General features: G+C 72.2%; 19 protein-coding genes and 1 riboswitch. Of the genes, 6 read left to right on the forward strand and 13 right to left on the reverse strand.

Annotated elements, in window-relative coordinates; translation table 11 throughout:
- Positions 1-8: 8 nt before the first annotated feature.
- Genes hisG through IO33_RS0142810 form a run of 6 tightly spaced genes read right to left on the reverse strand, consistent with a single transcriptional unit; the run spans position 9 to position 4,259 of the window.
- Positions 9-857: an ATP phosphoribosyltransferase gene (gene hisG, locus IO33_RS0142785; protein WP_031174441.1), complete on the reverse strand. Its 849-nt coding sequence runs from the start codon at positions 855-857 to the stop codon at positions 9-11.
- Between the two features lie 54 nt (positions 858-911).
- Positions 912-1,184: a phosphoribosyl-ATP diphosphatase gene (locus tag IO33_RS0142790; RefSeq protein ID WP_031174442.1), complete on the reverse strand. Its 273-nt coding sequence runs from the start codon at positions 1,182-1,184 to the stop codon at positions 912-914.
- Positions 1,185-1,218: 34 nt separating this feature from the next.
- Positions 1,219-1,704 carry a 6,7-dimethyl-8-ribityllumazine synthase gene (ribH, locus tag IO33_RS0142795; protein WP_031174443.1) on the reverse strand — a complete coding sequence of 162 codons (486 nt, stop codon included), beginning with the start codon at positions 1,702-1,704 and terminating at the stop codon, positions 1,219-1,221.
- A gap of 22 nt (positions 1,705-1,726) precedes the next feature.
- A complete protein-coding gene (locus tag IO33_RS0142800) occupies positions 1,727-3,016 on the reverse strand; it encodes a bifunctional 3,4-dihydroxy-2-butanone-4-phosphate synthase/GTP cyclohydrolase II (RefSeq protein ID WP_031174444.1) in 1,290 nt (429 codons plus the stop codon).
- Positions 3,013-3,654 (reverse strand): nicotinamide mononucleotide transporter family protein, encoded by a 642-nt coding sequence (locus IO33_RS0142805; protein WP_031174445.1) that lies wholly within the window; start codon positions 3,652-3,654, stop codon positions 3,013-3,015. The genes IO33_RS0142800 and IO33_RS0142805 overlap by 4 nt, the downstream gene beginning before the upstream one ends.
- On the reverse strand, positions 3,651-4,259 hold the full coding sequence (locus tag IO33_RS0142810; protein WP_031174446.1) for a riboflavin synthase: 609 nt from the start codon (positions 4,257-4,259) through the stop codon (positions 3,651-3,653). Before IO33_RS0142810 ends, IO33_RS0142805 begins: the two co-directional genes overlap by 4 nt.
- 162 nt (positions 4,260-4,421) lie before the next feature.
- Positions 4,422-4,552, reverse strand: a riboswitch (FMN riboswitch).
- A gap of 359 nt (positions 4,553-4,911) precedes the next feature.
- Here IO33_RS0142810 and IO33_RS0142815 point away from each other — a divergent pair.
- Positions 4,912-5,655: an SDR family oxidoreductase gene (locus IO33_RS0142815; RefSeq protein ID WP_031174447.1), complete on the forward strand. Its 744-nt coding sequence runs from the start codon at positions 4,912-4,914 to the stop codon at positions 5,653-5,655.
- Positions 5,656-6,111: 456 nt separating this feature from the next.
- On the opposite strand, the gene IO33_RS0142820 is transcribed toward IO33_RS0142815, so the two are convergent.
- The gene (locus IO33_RS0142820; protein WP_031174448.1) at positions 6,112-7,392 is read right to left on the reverse strand and encodes an ROK family transcriptional regulator; all 1,281 of its coding nucleotides are present in this window, start codon (positions 7,390-7,392) and stop codon (positions 6,112-6,114) included.
- Positions 7,393-7,522: 130 nt separating this feature from the next.
- On the opposite strand from IO33_RS0142820, the gene IO33_RS0142825 reads away from it, so the two are divergent.
- A complete protein-coding gene (locus IO33_RS0142825; protein WP_031174449.1) occupies positions 7,523-8,737 on the forward strand; it encodes an MFS transporter in 1,215 nt (404 codons plus the stop codon).
- On the opposite strand, the gene IO33_RS0142830 is transcribed toward IO33_RS0142825, so the two are convergent.
- A complete protein-coding gene (locus IO33_RS0142830) occupies positions 8,697-9,155 on the reverse strand; it encodes an acyl-CoA thioesterase (protein WP_031174450.1) in 459 nt (152 codons plus the stop codon). The two genes, IO33_RS0142825 and IO33_RS0142830, sit on opposite strands and share 41 nt — an antisense overlap.
- Positions 9,156-9,230: 75 nt before the next feature.
- A complete protein-coding gene (locus IO33_RS0142835; RefSeq protein WP_031174451.1) occupies positions 9,231-10,487 on the reverse strand; it encodes an alginate lyase family protein in 1,257 nt (418 codons plus the stop codon).
- A 134-nt stretch (positions 10,488-10,621) separates the two neighbouring features.
- On the opposite strand from IO33_RS0142835, the gene IO33_RS0142840 reads away from it, so the two are divergent.
- Positions 10,622-12,016, forward strand: a complete 1,395-nt coding sequence (locus tag IO33_RS0142840; RefSeq protein WP_031174452.1) for a uracil-xanthine permease family protein — start codon at positions 10,622-10,624, stop codon at positions 12,014-12,016.
- Here the strand turns inward: IO33_RS0142840 and IO33_RS0142845 are convergent.
- Positions 11,989-13,128: a glycoside hydrolase family 6 protein gene (locus IO33_RS0142845; protein WP_031174453.1), complete on the reverse strand. Its 1,140-nt coding sequence runs from the start codon at positions 13,126-13,128 to the stop codon at positions 11,989-11,991. The two genes, IO33_RS0142840 and IO33_RS0142845, sit on opposite strands and share 28 nt — an antisense overlap.
- A 179-nt stretch (positions 13,129-13,307) precedes the next feature.
- Here IO33_RS0142845 and IO33_RS0142850 point away from each other — a divergent pair, with 179 nt between their 5' ends.
- Positions 13,308-13,994 (forward strand): DUF5995 family protein, encoded by a 687-nt coding sequence (locus IO33_RS0142850; RefSeq protein WP_031174454.1) that lies wholly within the window; start codon positions 13,308-13,310, stop codon positions 13,992-13,994.
- A gap of 95 nt (positions 13,995-14,089) precedes the next feature.
- Positions 14,090-15,019 (forward strand): TIGR03619 family F420-dependent LLM class oxidoreductase, encoded by a 930-nt coding sequence (locus tag IO33_RS0142855; RefSeq protein ID WP_031174455.1) that lies wholly within the window; start codon positions 14,090-14,092, stop codon positions 15,017-15,019.
- Positions 15,020-15,058: 39 nt separating this feature from the next.
- Here IO33_RS0142855 and IO33_RS0142860 read toward each other — a convergent pair whose 3' ends face one another.
- Complete coding sequence (locus tag IO33_RS0142860) at positions 15,059-16,756, reverse strand: flavin monoamine oxidase family protein (protein ID WP_031174456.1); 1,698 nt, start codon at positions 16,754-16,756, stop codon at positions 15,059-15,061.
- Between the two features lie 50 nt (positions 16,757-16,806).
- On the reverse strand, positions 16,807-17,595 hold the full coding sequence (locus IO33_RS0142865) for a carbon-nitrogen hydrolase family protein (protein WP_031174457.1): 789 nt from the start codon (positions 17,593-17,595) through the stop codon (positions 16,807-16,809).
- Between the two features lie 337 nt (positions 17,596-17,932).
- On the opposite strand from IO33_RS0142865, the gene IO33_RS0142870 reads away from it, so the two are divergent.
- Positions 17,933-18,484, forward strand: coding sequence for a hypothetical protein (locus tag IO33_RS0142870; protein ID WP_031174458.1), 552 nt, complete (start codon positions 17,933-17,935; stop codon positions 18,482-18,484).
- Positions 18,485-18,515: 31 nt separating this feature from the next.
- Here the strand turns inward: IO33_RS0142870 and IO33_RS0142875 are convergent, their stop codons facing one another.
- Positions 18,516-18,899 carry a DUF742 domain-containing protein gene (locus IO33_RS0142875; RefSeq protein WP_031174459.1) on the reverse strand — a complete coding sequence of 128 codons (384 nt, stop codon included), beginning with the start codon at positions 18,897-18,899 and terminating at the stop codon, positions 18,516-18,518.
- Between the last annotated feature and the right edge of the window lie 6 nt (positions 18,900-18,905).

Here is an 18,905-nt window from a genome sequence, read left to right on the forward strand (position 1 = left end):
CGTACCCCTTACAGGCGGCAGGCGTGGATGGCCGTGGTGAGGATGGCGCGCGCGCCGATGGCGTAGAGGTCGTCCATGATCCGCTGCGCCTCCTTGGCGGGGACCATGGCGCGGACCGCGACCCAGCCCTCGTTGTGCAGCGGGGAGACGGTCGGGGACTCCAGGCCGGGGGTGAGCGCGACGGCCTTCTCCAGCTGCTCGACCCGGCAGTCGTAGTCCATCATCACGTAGGTCCGGGCGACCAGGACGCCCTGGAGGCGGCGCAGGAACTGCTGGACCTTCGGTTCCTCGCCGTCCGCGCCGGTGCGGCGGATGACGATGGCCTCGGACTTCATGATCGGCTGGCCGAAGACCTCCAGACCGGCGTTGCGCAGGCTGGTGCCGGTCTCCACGACGTCGGCGATGACCTCGGCGACGCCCAGCTCGATGGCGGTCTCCACGGCGCCGTCCAGGTGGACCACGGAGGCGTCGACGCCGCTGTCCGCGAGGTGCCCCGCGACGATGCCCTCGTACGAGGTGGCGACCGTGCGGCCCTTGAGGTCCTCGACGCCGTTTGCGGTGCCGGGCTTGGCGGCGAAGCGGAAGGTGGAGCGGGCGAAGCCGAGCGGCAGGATCTCCTCGGCGTCGGCGCCGGAGTCGATCAGCAGGTCGCGGCCGGTGATGCCCACGTCGAGGCGGCCGGAGGCGACGTAGATCGCGATGTCGCGGGGGCGGAGGTAGAAGAACTCGACCTCGTTCACCGGGTCGACGATCCGCAGCTCCTTGGACTCACGGCGCTGCTGGTAGCCGGCCTCATGCAACATCTCCCCCGCAGGGCCGGACAGGGAACCCTTGTTGGGGACGGCGATGCGCAGCATGAGGTCGGCTTCCTTTGCGTGAAGGGTTTTCTACGGCTGTTACGGCGGGCGGGCTCACAGGTGGGCGTAGACGTCGTCCAGGGAGATCCCGCGGGCGACCATCATCACCTGGACGTGGTACAGCAGCTGCGAGATCTCCTCGGCGGCCGCCTCCCTGCCCTCGTACTCGGCGGCCATCCAGACCTCGGCGGCCTCTTCGACGACCTTCTTGCCGATGGCATGGACGCCCTTGCCGACCAGCTCGGCGGTACGGGAGGTGGCGGGGTCGCCGTGGGCGGCCTTCTGCTGGAGCTCGGTGAAGAGCTCCTCGAACGTCTTCTTGGACATGGTGGTGCCCACCCTACGCGGTTCGGGCGTCTGCCTAGTGCCAGGGTTCAGATACTGAGCGCAGCGTGGCCGCGGTCGCCACGGCGGCCGTCACCGCCTCGTGTCCCTTGTCCTCGTTCGAGCCCTCGATGCCGGCCCGGTCCAGGGCCTGCTCCTCGGTGTCGCAGGTGAGCACGCCGAAGCCGACGGGGACGCCGGTCTCGATGCTGACCTGGGTGAGGCCCTGGGTGACGCCCTGGCACACGTAGTCGAAATGGGGGGTGCCACCGCGGATGACGACACCGAGGGCGACCACGGCGTCGTAGCCGCGTCCGGCCAGTACCTTGGCGGCGACCGGCAGTTCGAAGCTGCCGGGAACCCGGATCAGGGTCGGTTCGTCGATCCCCAGTTCGTGCAGGGCGCGCAGGGCGCCGTTCACCAGGCCGTCCATCACCTTCTCGTGCCACTGCGCCGCGATGACGGCGACCCTGAGGTCGCTCGCATTGCGTACGGACAGCTCCGGTGCACCCTTGCCGCTCACGTCTCTCCTCAGTGCTTCTTGCTTACTTGTTGCCGCAGGCTGCCGTGGCCGGCGTGTCCAGCCAGGGCAGGTCGTGTCCCATCCGGTCCCGCTTGGTGCGCAGGTACCGGAGGTTGTGCTCGCCCGCCTGGACCGGCATCGGTTCCCGGCTGCCGACCTTCAGGCCGTGCCGCAGCAGCGCGTCGGTCTTCTCGGGGTTGTTGGTCATCAGGCGCACGCTGCGGACGCCGAGGTCCGCCAGGATCTGCGCGCCGGCGCCGTAGTCGCGGGCGTCGGCGGGCAGGCCGAGTTCCAGGTTGGCGTCGAGGGTGTCGTGGCCCTGTTCCTGGAGTTCGTACGCCCGGAGCTTGGACAGCAGGCCGATGCCGCGTCCCTCGTGGCCGCGCAGGTAGACCACCACGCCGCGGCCCTCCTCCTGGATGCGCCGCAGGGCGGTGTCCAGCTGGGGGCCGCAGTCGCAGCGCAGGGAGCCGAAGACGTCACCGGTGAGGCATTCGGAGTGGACGCGGACCAGGACGTCCTCGCCGTCGCCGATCTCGCCGTGGACGAGGGCGACGTGCTCGACGCCGTCGACGGTGGAGCGGTAGCCGTAGGCCCGGAAGGTGCCGTGCCGGGTGGGCAGGCGGGTCTCGGCCTCACGGCGGACCGTCGGCTCGCTGCTGCGGCGGTAGGCGATCAGGTCCTCGATGGAGATGATCGTCAGCCCGTGCTTGCGGGCGAACGGGATCAGCTCGGGCAGGCGGAGCATACGGCCGTCCTCGCCGGCGATCTCGACGATGGCCCCGGCCGGGCGGAGCCCGGCGAGCCGGGCCAGGTCGACCGCGGCCTCGGTGTGGCCGTCGCGGACGAGGACGCCGCCGGGCCTGGCGCGCAGCGGGAAGACATGGCCGGGGCGGACGAAGTCCGTCGGCTCGGCCGTACCGCTCGCGAGCAGCTGGAGCGTCGTCGCGCGGTCGGCGGCCGAGATGCCGGTGCTCACACCGTGGGCGGCGGAGGCGTCCACGGAGACGGTGAACGCGGTCTTCATCGACTCGGTGTTGTCCTGGACCATCTGCGGGAGCTGGAGCCGGTCCAGCTCCTCGGGCTCCATGGGAGCGCAGATCAGGCCGCGGCACTCGCTCATCATGAAGGCGACGATCTCGGGCGTCACCTTCTCGGCGGCGATGACGAGGTCGCCCTCGTTCTCCCGGTCCTCGTCGTCCACGACCACGATCGGGCGGCCGGCCGCGATGTCGGCGATGGCCTGTTCGACGGGGTCGAGCGTGAAGTCCTCGATGTCCTCGGCGTTGTAGAGGATGGGGGCCGTGCTCATGCCGGTGCTCCTTCCAGGACCGGCTGCGCGGTCCGGCGGGAGCGCAGCCACCAGTCGCGCATGCCCCACAGGACGAGCGCGCCGTAGATGACGTAGACGAAGCCGGAGAAGGCGTAGCGGTTGGCGAAGTTGAGGGGCACGCCGACGAGGTCGACGAGCAGCCAGGCGATCCAGAACTCGACCATGCCCTTGGCCTGGGCGTACATGGCGACGATGGTGCCGACGAAGATGTAGGCGTCGGGCCAGGGGTCCCAGGACAGGGACGGGTAGGCCGTGAAGAGCAGGGCGACGGCGACCGTGCCGGCGGCGGCCGCGCCGAGCATCGCCGCACGCTCGCGCCAGGTGGCGAACCGCGGGGCGATGTGGCCGTCCGCGGACCGGCGCCGGTTGCGCTGCCACTGCCACCAGCCGTACAGGGCGACGGCCATGACGACGGCCTGCTTGCCGGCGCTGCCGGTCAGGTGGCCGTAGAAGGCGACGAAGAGGACGAGGCCGGACAGGAACTGCACGGGCCAGGTCCACAGGGAGCGGCGCCAGCCGAGGGCGAGGGTGATCAGGCCGAGGATGTTGCCGACCATGTCCGACCAGATGATGCGCTGGCCGAAGAGGGTGAAGGCCTCGGAGTTCATCCAGTTCACCGGGTGGCTCCCTGGGCGCGGTCGCCGAGGAGCCGCTCGACGTACTTGGCGATGACGTCGACCTCGAGGTTGACCGGGTCGCCGGGCTGCTTGTGGCCGAGCGTGGTCAGGTCGAGCGTGGTCGGGATGAGGCTGACCGTGAAGTGGTCCGGGCCGGCCTCCACGACCGTCAGGCTGATGCCGTCGACGGTGATGGAGCCCTTCTCGACGACGTAGCGGGAGAGGTCCGCGGGCAGCGAGACCTTGACGATCTCCCAGTTCTCGGAGGGCTTGCGCTCCAGTACCCGGCCTGTGCCGTCGACGTGGCCCTGCACGATGTGCCCGCCGAGGCGCGCGCCCACGGCGGTGGGGCGTTCGAGGTTGACCCGGGAGCCGACGGCGAGCGCGCCGAGGCTGGAGCGGTTCAGGGTCTCGGCCATGACGTCGGCGGTGAACTCGTCGCCCTCGTGCTCCACGACGGTGAGACAGACGCCGTTCACGGCGATGGAGTCGCCGTGCTGGGCGCCCTTGGTCACGACGGGGCCGCGGAGCCGGAAACGGGAGGCGTCGCCGAGGTTCTCGACGGCGGTGACCTCACCCAGCTCTTCGACGATTCCGGTGAACACTTCCCGGGTCCTCCTGCCTCTTCGGGCACGGACTCCGGGGCCTGTCGATGACGACAGAGTCACGGGTGAGCACACACCGGAGGCGTCGCCGACAGGAGACACGTCCGCGCACGGACGAGTCCCGATACGGCGGCGCGCACACGGAAAACGCATGCCCGCCCGCCGCGCACTGCCTCCCATCCGGACTTTAACCGTCGGTCCAGGAATTTCACCTGGTCAACCGGCCGCTGGAAGCGGCCGGGTCGCGGACTGTAACCGCCGGTTCGGACTTTCACCGACCCCGGAGTGCGCTGCTTCTGGTACAGGGCCAGTGTGCCACGCCGGATGACCGTTCAGACAGGTGCGGAGTGTGGGCTCCCTCACAGCGCGTGTCTCCCCTCTTGCGCGGCGCAGTCACCCCGCACAACTGCCGGGAGAGCAGGGCGGATTGACCCTGGTCCGGACCCATTGACCATACTGGTCTAGTCCTTTTAGGGTGCGGACGGGTCCGGCGGCGGTGACGACGGCCCTTGCCCGCCGCCGGACCGCCACCAACTGCCGTCGGCCGGGCGGGGCCACCGAGGCATGTCACGTTTACGGAGGCGCGCCCGGTCTCATCCGGAGGAGGGTGCCCCGACCGGGGGCGCCCCGAGTCCGGAGGGACAGGTACGGCATGACCACGATCCTGGTGACCGGCGGCACCGGCACGCTCGGCCGGTGCGTGACGGCGCGGCTGCGGGCGGACGGACACGAGGTGCGGGTGCTCAGCCGGCACGCGCGGCCGTACGCCGTCGATCTGCGCTTGGGCGGCAGTGGCCTCGACGCGGCGCTCGCCGGCGTGGAGACCGTGGTGCACTGCGCGAGCAGCCCGCGGGGCGGGGACGAGGAGGCGGCCGAACAGCTGATCGCGGCGGCGCGGCGGGCCGGGGTGGGGCATCTGGTCTACATCTCCATCGTCGGTGTCGACCGGGTGCCGCTCGGCTACTACAAGAGCAAGCTGGCCGTGGAGCGGCAGATCGAGACGTCCGGGCTCGGCTGGACCGTCCTGCGCGCGACCCAGTTCCACGACCTGCTGGTCTCGGTCCTGGGCGGGCTGGCCAAGGCGCCCGTGCTGCTGGTCCCGGCCGGCGTGCAGGACCAGCCGGTGGAGGTGGAGGAAGTCGCGGACCGTCTGGCCGGGCTGGCGCTCGCGCCTCCGGCCGGGCGGGTGGCGGACATGGGCGGCCCCGAGGTGCGGACCCTGGAATCCCTGGCCCGCTCCTACCTCCGCGCGACCGGCCGGCGCCGGGCGGTCGGGCGGGTTCCGCTGTTCGGCGGAACCTATCGCGCCGCCCGCGCGGGCGGACTGCTGGCGCCGGAACAGGCCGTGGGGAAGACCACGTTCGAGGAGTATCTGGGGCGGCGGTTCGGCGGCTGACACAGAGAGTCGGGTGACCGGGCGCCTCTTCGGGTCGGGGACCGGTCGACCGGCGCCGGGGGTGGTCGCGTCCGCCGGCGGGCACGCGGCCCAGGGCGATCCAGTTCGGCAGCCGATCCAAAGAGGCAGGTGACCGGGCGCCCTCGGGACGGAGACCGGTCGACCGGCGCCGGGAGCAGTCGCGTCCGCCGGCGGGCACGGCCCAGGCGATCCAGCTCGACAGCCGATCCAGAGAAGCGGGCGACCGGAAGCACCCCTTCCGGACGAGGACCCGTCGACCGGCGCCGCGGCAATCACATCCATCGGCGGGCACGGCCCAGGCGATCCAGCTCGGCAGATGATACGGAGAGGGGGGTGACCGGGCGCCCCATCGGGACGGAGACCGGTCGACCGGCGCCGGGAGGAGTCGCGTCCGTCGGCGGGCGCGCGGCGATCCGGTTCGCCGGCCGCACCGGGCTAGGGCCGCGCGAACAGTTCCTCCTGGGCGCGGTCCCGGGCCGTCAGGAGGGCTCCGCGCAGCACCGCCGCGCCACCGAGGGTGCTCGCCCGGACCTCGGTGAGCAGGGGCGACATCCGGCGGAGCCGGTCCTGGACCAGTCCGGCGAGCACCGCGCCGCCGGCCTGCCCGGCTTCCCCGCCGAGCACCACGCAACCGGGGTCGAGCACCGCCACCACGGACGCGGCGCCGAGGGCGATCCGGTCGGCCAGGGCGTGCAGGAACCGGCCCGCGGGCCGTGCCGCTTTCGGAGGGGCCGTGCCTGCCGCGCTCTCCTCCTCCGGCCGAGGCGTACCCGGCTCCCCCGCCGGGACCGCAGCCGAACCGCTCTCCTGCCCGGCCAGCTCCGCCACGGCCGCCCGCAGCACCTCCGCCGCGCCCGGTCCGTCCATCGCGGCCGGTACCGGCAGGCCGCAGTCGGCCGCCAGGGCACCGATCGCCGCCGCGCCGGCCAGCGAGTGGAAGCCTCCGTCGCAGTCACCGGCGGAGGGCAGTGAGGTGGTGCCCGGGACCGGCAGGAAGCCGATCTCGCCCGTGCCGCCCGAGGCGCCGCGGCGGAGCGTGCCGTCGAGGACGACCGCCGCGCCGACGCCATGGCCCAGCCAGAGCAGGACGAAGGTCTCCCGGTCCCGGGCGGCGCCCTCGCGCTGTTCGGCCAGGGCGGCGAGGTTGGTCTCGTTCTCCACGGTGACGCGGGCCCCGGACAGCCGTTCCTGCAGGGCGGCGGCCAGGCTGCGGTGCCAGGCGGGCAGTCCACCGGAGTCACGGAGATCGCCGGTGGCCGGGTCGACGAGCCCGGGCGCGCCGATGCCGACGGTGTGCAGCCGGTCCGCCCCGGCCTCCTTCGCGGTCCGCTCCACCGTGGCCACCGCCTGTTCCACGGCGGGTCCGGTCCCGGTGTCCCCGCCGATCGGCACGGACGCCTCGGCGAGGACCCGTCCGACCAGGTCGGAGACGAGCACGAAGACGCCCCCGGTGCGGACGTCGAGCGCGGCCAGGTGGGCCCGGTCGGCGACGATGCCGTACAGCCGGGCGTTGGGGCCGCGGCGCTGTTCGCCGGCCTCGCCGACGACGGTGATCAGTCCGGCGGCGGTGAGCCGTTCCACGAGGTCGGCGACCGTGGGCCGGGACAGACCTGTCAGCTGCTTCAACTGCCCTGCCGTGAGCGGGCCTTGCTGCTGCAACAGCCGCAGGGCCAAGCGGTCGTTGATGGCCCGGGCGGTGCTGGGTGATGCAGGCATGGCGGGAATCCTCCCAGATCCACGCGCCGGGGAACGCCGACGGTGGCCGTAGAACCGTCTATCTATCAGGCAGGGTCCCTGATAGTTTACGGCGCGTGCCGCAAGGGCGACCGTGGGGAGGGAACGGAACATGGGTGACGTGGGCTTCGCGCGCGACGAGGTGAGGCGCGCCCGGTACGCCGTGGCGGCCGTGTTCGCCGTGCACGGCGCCGTGACCGGCACGTTCGCCACACGGGTGCCGTGGATCCAGGACCACGCCTCGCTGGGCGCGGGCCAGTTGGGCTTCGCACTGGCCTTCACGGCGTTCGGCGCCTCGTGCGCGATGCCGCTGGCGGGCCGGATCAGCCACCGCTTCGGCAGCCGTACGGCCCTGCGCGGGCTGCTCGCGCTGTGGACGCTCTGCCTGGTGCTGCCGTCCCTCGCGCCGAACCTGTACACCCTGTGCCTGGCGATGTTCGCGTACGGGGCGAGCGCGGGCATGGCCGACGTGGCGATGAACGCGCTCGGCGTCGAGGTCGAGCGGCTGCTCCGCAAGTCGATCATGGCGGGGCTGCACGGCATGTGGAGCGCGGGTGCCCTGACGGGCTCGGCGGCCGGCACGCTCGCGGCGCACCTCGGCTCGGACGCCCGACTGCACTTCGCGCTCTCCGCGGCCGTGCTCACCGTGCTCGGCCTGGTGGCCTGCACCTGGGTGCTGGACCTGCAGCCGGCCGACGACGAGGAGCCGCCGCCGCGGTTCGCGCTGCCGCCGCGCTCGGCACTGCTGATCGGCACGGTCGGCTTCTGCGCGGTCTTCGCGGAGGGCGCGAGCCTGGACTGGTCGGCGGTGTTCCTGCGGGACCGGCTGGGCAGTTCGGCCGCGGTGGCGGCGGCCTGCACGACCGGCTTCATGCTGACGATGGCGGTGGCCCGCATCGCCGGGGACGCGATGGTGAACCGGTACGGCGCGGTCCGCACCGTCCGCGCCGGCGGCGTCCTGGCCGTGCTGGGCGGGCTGTTGATCGTTCTCGCCGGCCGGCCGGCGGTGGCGATGGCCGGGTTCGCACTGATGGGGCTCGGCATCGCGGTGGTCGTCCCGCTGTGCTTCGCGGCGGCCGGGCACGCCGGGCCGAACCCGAGCCAGGCCATAGCGGGCGTGGCGACGATCACCTACACCTCGGGGCTGATCGCGCCGAGCCTGATCGGCGGGGTGGCGCAGGCGACCAGCCTGGTGGTGTCGTTCTGCGTGGTGACGGCGCTGGCGTGCGGGCTCGTGGTGTGCGCGGGCGTGCTGCGCACCGCCGGACCCGGCGGCCGCGAGGAGGTCAGTCCGCAGGCCGCAGCAGTTCCCGGCCCACGGCCCTGAAGGCGTCGGTCCACGGCGTGGGCCGCAGGGTCGTGGCGTCCAGCCGGACCAGCACCCGGGCTCCCTGGGCGTAGGTCCGGGTGCCGTCGGCCGAGCAGAACCGGAAGCCGTAGGTCAGTCCGGTGGTCCCGAGCCGTTCCAGCCAGAGGTGGACGGCGTAGGTGCCGGGGCGGGTCACCGGCGCCTCGTAGCCGATACGCAGCTCGCGGACCGCGTTGCAGGCGTCGCCGGCCGCATGCCAGTCGCCGTCGAAGCGGACGCCGTGCTCGTTCCACAGCTCGGTCCAGGCGCGCTCGACCATCAGCGGGTAGCGGGCGTTGTGCAGGAGTCCCAGGGCGTCGAGGTCGTCGAAGTGGACGGTGACGGGGATCAGCCGGCCGTAGGCGACGGCGGGCGCGATCGGGGCTTCGGCGGTCACGGGAGGGGCTCCTGAACATCGCTGATGTTGACGATTCATACTAAGCGACCGCTCAGGAGCCCCTGCTGGCACCCGTCAGCCGACGATGGAGTCCAGTTGCTCGGCGGCGGGCCGCAGCGCCCACAAGTCTCCCCCGGGCGGCTCCTGGAGCTTCGGCACGGCCGCCTCGGCAGCCGCGTCACCGGCGTCGGCCGCCGCGTGCACGACGTCACTGGCGGCGTACCGGTGGTACTCCAGCTCCGGATGCGACCACGCGGCGGCCCCGGTCGCGGCCGGCAGCAGATAGTCGACCGCCTTGAACAGGCTCTGCCCGCCCGGCCCCCGGTAGGACCACAGGTTCACACCCACGTGCCGGCCGATGGCCTCGAGCCGGGTGTAGGCGACCAGGTCGAAGGTGGAGTAGTGCCAGCTCCTGGTCCGGGCGAGTTCCTGCGGCTGGCTGCCGTCGCCCGCGATCTGCGGGTCGATCCGCTTGCCACGCGCGTCCAGCACGGTCCGCCGGGCCAGGGCGGTGTCGCCGGTGGCGCAGGCGAGGGCGGCGAGCTGCATGTCGTAGAAGGTGCCGTGGTTGTTGGCGGCCGCGCCCTCCTCCTTGCCGAAGGCGCTGTTCCTCAGCCAGTCCAGGAAGTCCGTGTTCCACCTGCCCATCGCGGTGCGGTCCTCGGCGCTCCAGCCGGGCGCCCCGGTGGCCAGGAGCGCCTGGGCGTCGAGGACGCTGGTGTACGACTGCGAGAAGTCGATGATGCCGATGGCCCGGCCGTCGTACTTGCACGGGATGAACTGGGCGTGGTCCAGGTCCGGGTTCATCCGGGTGGCGGGGTCGAGGAACCAGGTGCGCAGGATCTGCCCGGCCTTGACGGCGTAGGCACGGTTGCCGGTGTAGTACCAGGCGAGCGAGAGGTCGTAGGTCGAGTCGAAGACCTTCTCGACGTCCTGCCGGTCCGTTCCGCTGTCGACCTCGGGGTTGCGCTGCCCGTCCCGCTGGACGTACGGGCAGCCCCAGGGGTTGTCGGCGGTGGGGGTGGTCGTGGGCCACCAGTAGGGGGCCTGGCTCAGGTACTCGTGGACGTCGCCGCCGGGCGCCGGCCTCGGCTTGTCGACGACCGTCCAGGGGCCCTGGGCCAGCCAGGTGTCGGCGCGGGCGGTCAGGTCCTGAAGCGCACGCCGCAGCCGCGGGTCGTAGCCCAGGCGGGCGCGGGTCTGCTGGAGGCGGGTGCCGTCCAGGACGACGGTCTTCGGCTCCTTGGCCGCGGCGTGCGCGGCCGGCACGAGCGTGGCCCCGAACGTGGCCACCGCGGCGAGCAGCACGGCCGCACGGGATCTTCCCCTCATCAAGCACTCCGATCTCTCGATGATCAGATATGTGAACCCAGTTCATGAGTAGGACCGTGCGAGCGTAGAACCGCTCGTTACCCGTGACAATGGTTCGGACCGTCTTCACGTACGTAAGAAAGCGAAACCCCACCATGGATCTCGGCGTGCGCTGGAAACTGCACGGTGACGGGCGCACGCCCGCACCCGGAGCGGTGGTACGCCCCGACGAACGGCTCTCCTGGCCCCGAACGGTGGGCCTGGGCGCCCAGCACGTGGTCGCCATGTTCGGCGCGTCCTTCGTCGCCCCGGTACTGATGGGCCTGGACCCCAACCTCGCGATCATGATGTCCGGTGTCGCGACCGTGATCTTCCTGCTGGCGACCCGCGGCCGGGTGCCGAGCTATCTGGGCTGCTCCCTGTCCTTCGTGGGCGTGGCCGCCGTCATCCGCGCACAGGGCGGTACGAGCGCCACCGTGACCGGCGCGGTCCTGGTCGTCGGCGTGGTGCTGTTCCTGGTGGGCCTCGCCGTGCAGCGCTTCGGCGCGCGGATCATCCACGCGGCCATGCCACCGATCGTCACCGGTGCGGTCGTCATGCTGATCGGCTTCAACCTCGCCCCGGTGACCGCCACCACCTACTGGCCGCAGGACCAGTGGACGGCCCTGCTGGTCATGCTGTTCACGGGCCTGGCCGTGGTCTGCCTGCGGGGCTTCTGGTCCCGGATCGCGATCTTCCTCGGACTGGTCTTCGGCTACGGCGTCTCCTGGGCCTTCGACCGGATCTTCGGCAAGATCCACTCCATGAGCCCGAGCGGCAAGGTCACCGACCACTGGCGGCTCGACCTCTCCGGTGTCTCCAAGGCCGACTGGATCGGCCTGCCGCACTTCCACGGGCCGTCCTTCCAGTGGTCGGCGGTCCTGGTGGCGCTGCCCGTCGTCATCGCCCTGGTCGCCGAGAACGCGGGCCACGTCAAGGCGGTCGGCGAGATGACCGGCGACCCGCTGGACGACAAGCTCGGTACGGCGATCTCGGCGGACGGCGTCGCGTCCGTGCTGTCCACCGCGGTGGGCGGCCCGCCGAACACCACCTACTCCGAGAACATCGGCGTGATGGCCGCCACCCGCGTCTACTCCACCGCCGCCTACTGGGCCGCCGCCGGTTTCGCCCTGCTCTTCGGTGTCTGCCCGAAGTTCGGCGCGGTCGTGGCCGCGATCCCCGGCGGTGTCCTCGGCGGCATCACCGTGATCCTCTACGGCATGATCGGCCTGCTCGGCGCCCAGATCTGGCTCAACGCCAGGGTCGACCTGCGCAACCCGCTGAACCTGGTGCCGGCCGCCGCGGGCATCATCATCGGCGTCGGCAACGTGAGCATGAAGTTCGCCAGCACCTTCTCGCTCAGCGGCATCGCCCTCGGCACCCTGGTCGTCATCACCGGCTACCACGCGCTGCGCGCCTTCGCCCCGGCGCATCTGAAGACGCATGAGCCCCTGCTGGACGAGGGCACCTCCGCCTACGACGCTCAGGAGTCTCCGCGCGCCAAGTCGTAGGCGTACGACGGGGTGAACGTGCCGGCCGCGCCCCGGCAGCCGTCGGACTCCCCCGGCAGTTTGACCCACAGGTAGGCGTCGATCCGCGGCTCACCGGTGTCCAGGGTCGGGGCCCGGCCGAGCTTCCGGCCGGCCGGGTCGCACCACCGGCCGTCCGGCGGGGCGCCGTTGCCGTTGCGGCTGGTGTCGATCACCGCTCCGAGGCTCGGCGGGCCGGCGAGCGCGTCGAGGACCTGACGGTCGTAGGTGATCTCGTCGGCCGTGGTGCGGAAGTTGGAGACGTTGCTGAAGACACCGTCCGCGGCCGCCGCTCCCGCCCGTCGCAGCAGGGCGGCCTGCTCGGCCGGCGGGTTCCAGCCGGAGTGGCCGGCGTCGTAGTAGACGCGCGCCCGCGGATCGGCGGCCTTCAGCACCCGGCCGGCGCGGGCCAGCGAGGCGAACCTGGCCGCGCGAACGGTCTCCGGCAGACAGCCGGACTGGGCGATCGAGTCCGGCTCCAGGACGACGATCACCTCGCCCCGGCCCAGCCCCCGCGCGAAGGCGTCGATCCAGGCGTCGTAGGCCACGAGGTCCGGCGCGCCGCCCGCGGAGGCGCCGCCGCAGTCGCGGTCGGGAATCGCGTACGGCACGAGCACCGGGACTGCGCCCCGAGCCGTCGCGTCCGCGGTGACCGTGCGCACCCCGGCGGTGACGGCGTCCGGGTCCGGGTCGGTGAACCACACCGCGGCCGGCCGGTCGGCGATCCGGGAGGCGATGACGGCGGTGCGCGGGTCGCCGGGGTGGGCGCGGACCCAGTCCAGCACCTGGGAGCCGGGGTGGCGGTAGAGGAAGGGCGACACGGGGCCGGTGCGCTGCTTCCGGCCGGTCGGCGTGGGGGCGGCGGTGGGAGTGGGCCGGGGTATGAGGGTGGGTGTCCGGCTCGGTGGAGCCGGCGTCGGCCTGCCCGCGGCGGGCTCGCTCGGCGACGGGGTGGACGGCCCCGGCGCGGATGCCAGGACCGGCGGGCGGGCCACCTCGGTACGGGGCCGGCCGGTGCCGTGGCCGGAGCCGAGCGCGGCGACGGTCCCGGTGACCGAGCCGACCAGGGTCACCACCGAAGCCGCCGCGACCATCACGCCGCGCCGCACGGCACGCCTGCGCGCTGCCCGGCGCTCGGCAAGACGCCGGGTACGTAAGCCTGACACGGTGCCGTTCCCCCCTCGCATCCGCGGCTCGCCGTCCGTTCCCCCGTTCCGGCGAAGCACCGGGCCGGTCGGCACGCCCGTCGGCCCAGGGCTGGGACCCTTCCCCCATGACGCAGTTGGAACACTTCACCACTCCGGTCGACACGGTCGTCTTACGGATGCGCGCCCTCGACGCGGCGCTGCCCGAGCGGGACGGTGTCGCCGTGTTCAACCGCGTCTACCTCACCGTCACCGAGGAGATCGACCGGCGCCTGAACGCCGGGGAGTTCCCGGACCCACGGGCGGCGACCGCGCTGGACGTGCGGTTCGCCGAGCGGTATCTGACGGCGGTCGACGCGTCGGCCGGGGACCGCCGGCCACCCGCCTGCTGGCGTCCGCTGTTCCAGCTGCGCCGCCATCCCGGGGTACGGCCGCTGCAGTTCGCGCTGGCGGGCATCAACGCGCACATCGGGCACGACCTGGCGCTCGCCGTGGTGGACGCCTGTCGTACGCTCGGCTGCGAACCACCCGATCTGGAGGACGAGTTCGACCGGGTGGGGGAACTCCTCGTCTCGCTGGAGGAGCGCATCCGCGAGGATCTGATGCCGGGTCCCGACCTGCTCCAGATCGCCGATCCGCTCACCCATCTGCTGGGCTCCTGGAGCCTGGAGCGGGCCCGGGACGCGACCTGGGTGACGGCACGGGCCCTGTGGGCGCTGCGCCACTGCGACGACGTGGCCGAGGAGTTCACGCAGCGGCTGGACGCGGCGGTGGGGTTCGCGGGGCGGATGCTGCTCACCCCCCTGACCGACTGAGGTGGCCTGGTCCTTTCGCCGCGCGCCGTCTCCGGAACTGCCCGGTGCGGACCGTACGTTGACCGGTGCGTACCCGATCGCAGAGGAGCAGCGGTATGGCGACCAGGCTCGGCCTCAGCCTCCCCCAGATGCGCCAGTACTCCATCGGAAGGGACGTGCCCGACGTGGCACGCGCCGCCGAGGCCATCGGCTACGACAGCCTGTGGGTCTTCGAGCGCGCCCTGTTCCCCGAGCCGGCCACCCAGGGCCTGTACGGCATCGAGGGCCTGCCCTGGCCCGACCAGTACCGGGACGTGGCGGACCCGCTGGTCACCCTCGCCCTGGCGGCGGCGGCCACGGAGCGGGCGGAGCTGGGTTCCAGCGTCCTGGTGGCACCGCTGCACATGCCGTTCCAGCTCGCCAAGGCCCTGGCCTCGCTGGACGCGGCGAGCGGGGGCCGGGTGATCGCAGGCTTCGGTACCGGCTGGTCCCTGGACGAGTACGCGGCCTCGGCCGTTCGGCCGTTCGAGGAGCGGGGCGCCGCACTGGACGAGATCATCGAGGTGTGCCGGGCCGTGTGGGGGCCGGATCCGGTCGTGTACGAAGGGCAGTTGACCAGGATCGCCTCCGCCGTCGTCGGTCCCAAGCCGGCGCGGCCGATCCCGGTCATGCTGGCCGCGGGCAACAGGCGGGCGTGGCGTCGGCTGGTGGACCACGCCGACGGCTGGCTCCCGGTGGGCATGGGCGCCGAGCAGGTCGCCGCCCAGTGGCGCCAGGTGCGGGAGCTGGCCGAGCAGCGGGGGCGTACGGAACCGATCCGGACGGTCCTGCGGGTGAACACCGTCCTCCTGCCCAAGGCGTACGAGGGCGCGGCCCGCCGGCCCTTCCAGGGCAGCGTCGACCAGATCGTCGAGGACCTGGCGGAGCACGCGGCGATCGGCCTGGAGGAGATCCTCGTCGACCTCCAGGGCACCGCTCGGGACGCGCAGGAGCTCAAGGACGTCGCCGCGGAGGTGTTTGAAAAGGCGCGGGCGGCCGGAATCTGAGTCCGGCCGCCCGCGCCTTGGTCCTTGCTCGCTCCTGTGTCAGTCCTCGGGCAGCTCCACGGGGGCGATCTCGTCGTAGACGTCACCCGGGCCGGGGTTGGCCGCGTCGGTGGTGCCGCCGAAGTGGTGCATGACGCCCCAGACCGCGTTCAGCGCGGTCTGGATCGCGCCCTCGGCCCAGCCGGCCGTCCAGGAGATGTCGTCGCCGGCGAGGAAGATGCCCCGCTTGTCCTCGGGCAGCCGGTCCTGCATGAAGTGCGTGAACAGGCGCCGCTGGTAGCGGTAGTGGCCGGGCAGGTTGGCCTTGAACGCGCCCATGAAGTAGGGCTCGTTCTCCCAGGAGACGGTCACCGGGTTGCCGATGATGTGCTTCCTGATGTCGACCTTCGGGTAGATCTCGCCGAGCGACTTCAGCATGACCTCCATCCGCTCGTTCGCGGACAGCGGCAGCCACTTCAGGCTGTCGTCGCACCAGGTGTAGGACAGACAGATCACGGCGGGCTTGTCCGGGCCGTCGTCCAGCAGGTAGGTGCCGCGGGTCATGCGGTCGGTCAGCGTCATCGACATGACGTCCCGGCCCGTCTCCTCGTCCTTGTCCAGCCAGAACGGCCGGTCGACGGGGACGAAGAGCTTGGAGCTCTCCATGTAGTGGGTGCGCTCGATCGCCGTCCAGTGGTCGATCGGGAACAGCGAGTCGTCGCAGGCGATCTTGGACAGCAGCATCCAGGACTGGGCGGTGAAGATCGCGGCCTGGTAGGTGCGGATGTCGCCGTTCGCGTCCGTCACGGTGATCTGGTTGCCCGCGGTGCGGTGCAGCCGGGTCACGGCCGGGCGGGGCTCGCCGTCCACGTGCAGGGACTTCAGCGAGGTGCCGTACGGCCAGTGGACGATCTTCTCCGGCTCGCGCTCCCACAGGCGCAGCGGCAGCTGCTGGGAGCCGCCGACGATGCCGCGGTGGTGGTCGTCGGCTTCGGTGTAGACGACGCGCAGGATCTCCAGGATGGAGTTCGGGAAGTCGGTGTCCCAGCCGCCGGTGCCGAAGCCGACCTGGCCGAAGATCTCGCGGTGCCGGAAGGACTTGAAGGCCTCGGAGTCGCAGAGGAAGCCGTAGAAGGTCTGGTTGTCGAGCTTCTCGACCAGCTTCGCCCAGATCTCGCGGATGCGCGGCACGTCCCGCTCACGCATGGCGCGGTTCATGTCGGAGAAGTCGGCGCCCTCGTCCAGGCACTTGTTCCAGGCCTCGGCGACGTCCCGGTACACCTGGGGCAGGTCGTCGATCGTCTCGGCGTAGTGCGACTCGCCCTTGAGGTCCACGACGGTGGACGGGGTGGCCTCGGCCAGCGGGTTCGGGAAGGGCTGCGTCTCCAGGCCGACCATGTCGATGTAGTGCTGGAGGGCGGTGGAGGACGGCGGGAAGCGCATCGCACCCATCTCGGCGGTGAGCGACTCGTCACAGCCCTCAAAGCCGACGGTGCGCAGCCGGCCGCCGATCTGGTCGGCCTCGTAGACGACGGGCTTGAGGCCCATCTTCATCAGCTCGTACGCGGCCACGATGCCGGACAGGCCGCCGCCGATGACCGCGACCTCCGTGCCGTGCTCGGTCGCGGGTATCTGGCCGAGGCCCGCCGGGTGGGCGAGGAAGTCGTCGTAGGCGTAGGGGAAGTCCGGGCCGAACATGGTGATCGGCGGCTGCTGCTCGTCGGTGTGCTCGACGGCGTTGGGCACCGTGGACGTCATGGGGTACGGACTCCTTGCGCGGGGGTGACTCGGGGGAAGGCTCGGGGGGGTCAGACCAGGGACCCGTACAGACCGGGGCGGCGGTCCTTCAGGTACGGGTTCGCCTCGCGGGAGGCGGCCAGGAGGGCGGGGTCGACGTCGGCGAGGACCAGTTCCTCACCGCGGCCGGCGCGGCTGCGGGCGATGCCGTCGGGCCCGGCGAGGGCGGAGAGCCCGAAGAACTCGAACTCGCCCTCGTGGCCGACCCGGTTGACGTACGCGACGTACATCTGGTTCTCCCAGGCACGTACCGGCACCATGGCTTCGGCGACGAACTGGAACGGGTGCATGTTCGCCGTCGGCACGACGAGCAGGTCGGTGCCGGCCAGGGCGTGGGCGCGGGCGTTCTCCGGGAACTCGACGTCGTAGCAGATCATGATGCCGACGGTCAGACCACCCAGCCGGGCCTGCACGAGCGACTGCTCGCCGGGGGTGAAGTGCACGCGCTCGGTGCAGCCGAAGAGGTGGGTCTTGCGGTAGTTCGCGAGGCGGGAGCCGTCGGCCGCCACGAGCTGGGCGGAGTTGTAGACGGTCTCGCCGTCCCGCTCCGGGTAGCCGTAGGTGATCGCCAGGCCGTGCCGGGTGGCGATCTCGGCGATCGCGTCGGCGGAGTCGCCGTCGGCCGGCTCGGCGAGGCGGGCGATGTCGTCGCCGATGGCGTAGCCGGTCAGGAACATCTCCGGTGCGGCGAGCAGCGCGGCTCCCCCGGCGGCGGCACGGCCCGCGGCGGCGTCGAGGACCTTGAGGTTCTCGGCGATCGAGCCGGGGCGGCCGGAGCTCTGGAGCAGGGCGGTGCGCATGCGGGTTCCTCACCGGAAAGAGGGTTCTGGGGGACGGAACAGCGGGCCGGGAAGGTTTTTCGGGGCCATGAAGAAGGTACGGTCGGCGCGCTCGGCCGGACAAGAAGGAGCCGTTGCGCGCCTGTGCGCGGTTCGTTGCGTGACGGGAGGGTCGGGCGGCGATTCGTTGCGCGCCCTCGGTGCCGGTTCCCGTCCTCCCTGGGGCGCAGGTCACGGCCGGGGTTCCCCGCCGGACGGCGGAGGTGGGGTCCCGCCCGCGGGGCGATGTGCGGGCGGCCCGCCGCCGGGAGAGTGGTGAGCGTTCAGTTCACGCTTTTGACCTGCGGAAAGGACCGCCATGAAGCGTCGTACGAAGATCGCTGCCGTCACCCTCACCGCCGCCCTGCTGATCACCGCCGGAACGGCCGGGGCGGCCCTGGCCTCGGGTGGCGGGGCCTATCACCCCCAGCGGGAGGCCGCCGCCCTGACCGGTACGGCCAAGCTGTACCGGTCGGCCGGGGACGACATCACCTTCAGCTTCGACGCGCATCTGGCGCGGAAGGACGACATGAACCCGCGCAAGGCCACCGGCACCTTCGAGTTCAGCCACTACCTGCACGGTCAGGGGGCCTGGGCCAAGGCCAGGGTCGACTGCCTGGTCACCGGCGGCCCGGTCGCCGTCGTCTCCGGTGTGATCACCGCGTCCGACCTGCCGGGTGCGAAGGGCAAGCGGGTCGGGGTCACCGTCCACGACCTCGGCCGGCACGACCGGCTGGGCTACAGCTGGGCGGGGGTGGGCAGCCCCACGGACACCAAGGATCTGCCGCCGTGTGTGTCGTCCGCCCCGTTCGAGAAGGTCAAGCAGGGGACGGGCGACTTCACTGTCGTGCCCTGGCAGCCGAAGCTCTAGGTCCGGCCACCGGACGCCGGCCGCGGCTCGCCTAGATCTCCCGCAGGCGCTGCACGATCTCCCGCAGCAGCCCCGGGTCGGCGGCCGGGCCGCCGGCCGGGAGGCGGCGCGGCTCGTCGATGCGGACCAGGCCTGCCTCGGCCAGGTCGCCGAGCAGGACCCTGACGACGGTGAGCGGCAGGTCGGCGTCCGCGGCCAGCTCCACGACGGGGCGCGGGCCGCGCCGGATCAGGTCGAGCAGGGCGGCACGGGCGTGGTCGACCTGATCCGGCCCCGGCGTGTCGGTGTCCAGCGCGGTGACCCGGGACATCAGGTCGATGGCGTGCGTGCCCGAGGGCCGGGTGCGGCCGCGGGTCACCGTGTAGGGGCGCACCATCGACCCGGTCTCGTCCTCGTACCAGTGTTCGTCGCTCACCGCGGG

Source organism: Streptomyces durhamensis (assembly GCF_000725475.1).
GTDB lineage: Bacteria > Actinomycetota > Actinomycetes > Streptomycetales > Streptomycetaceae > Streptomyces > Streptomyces filipinensis.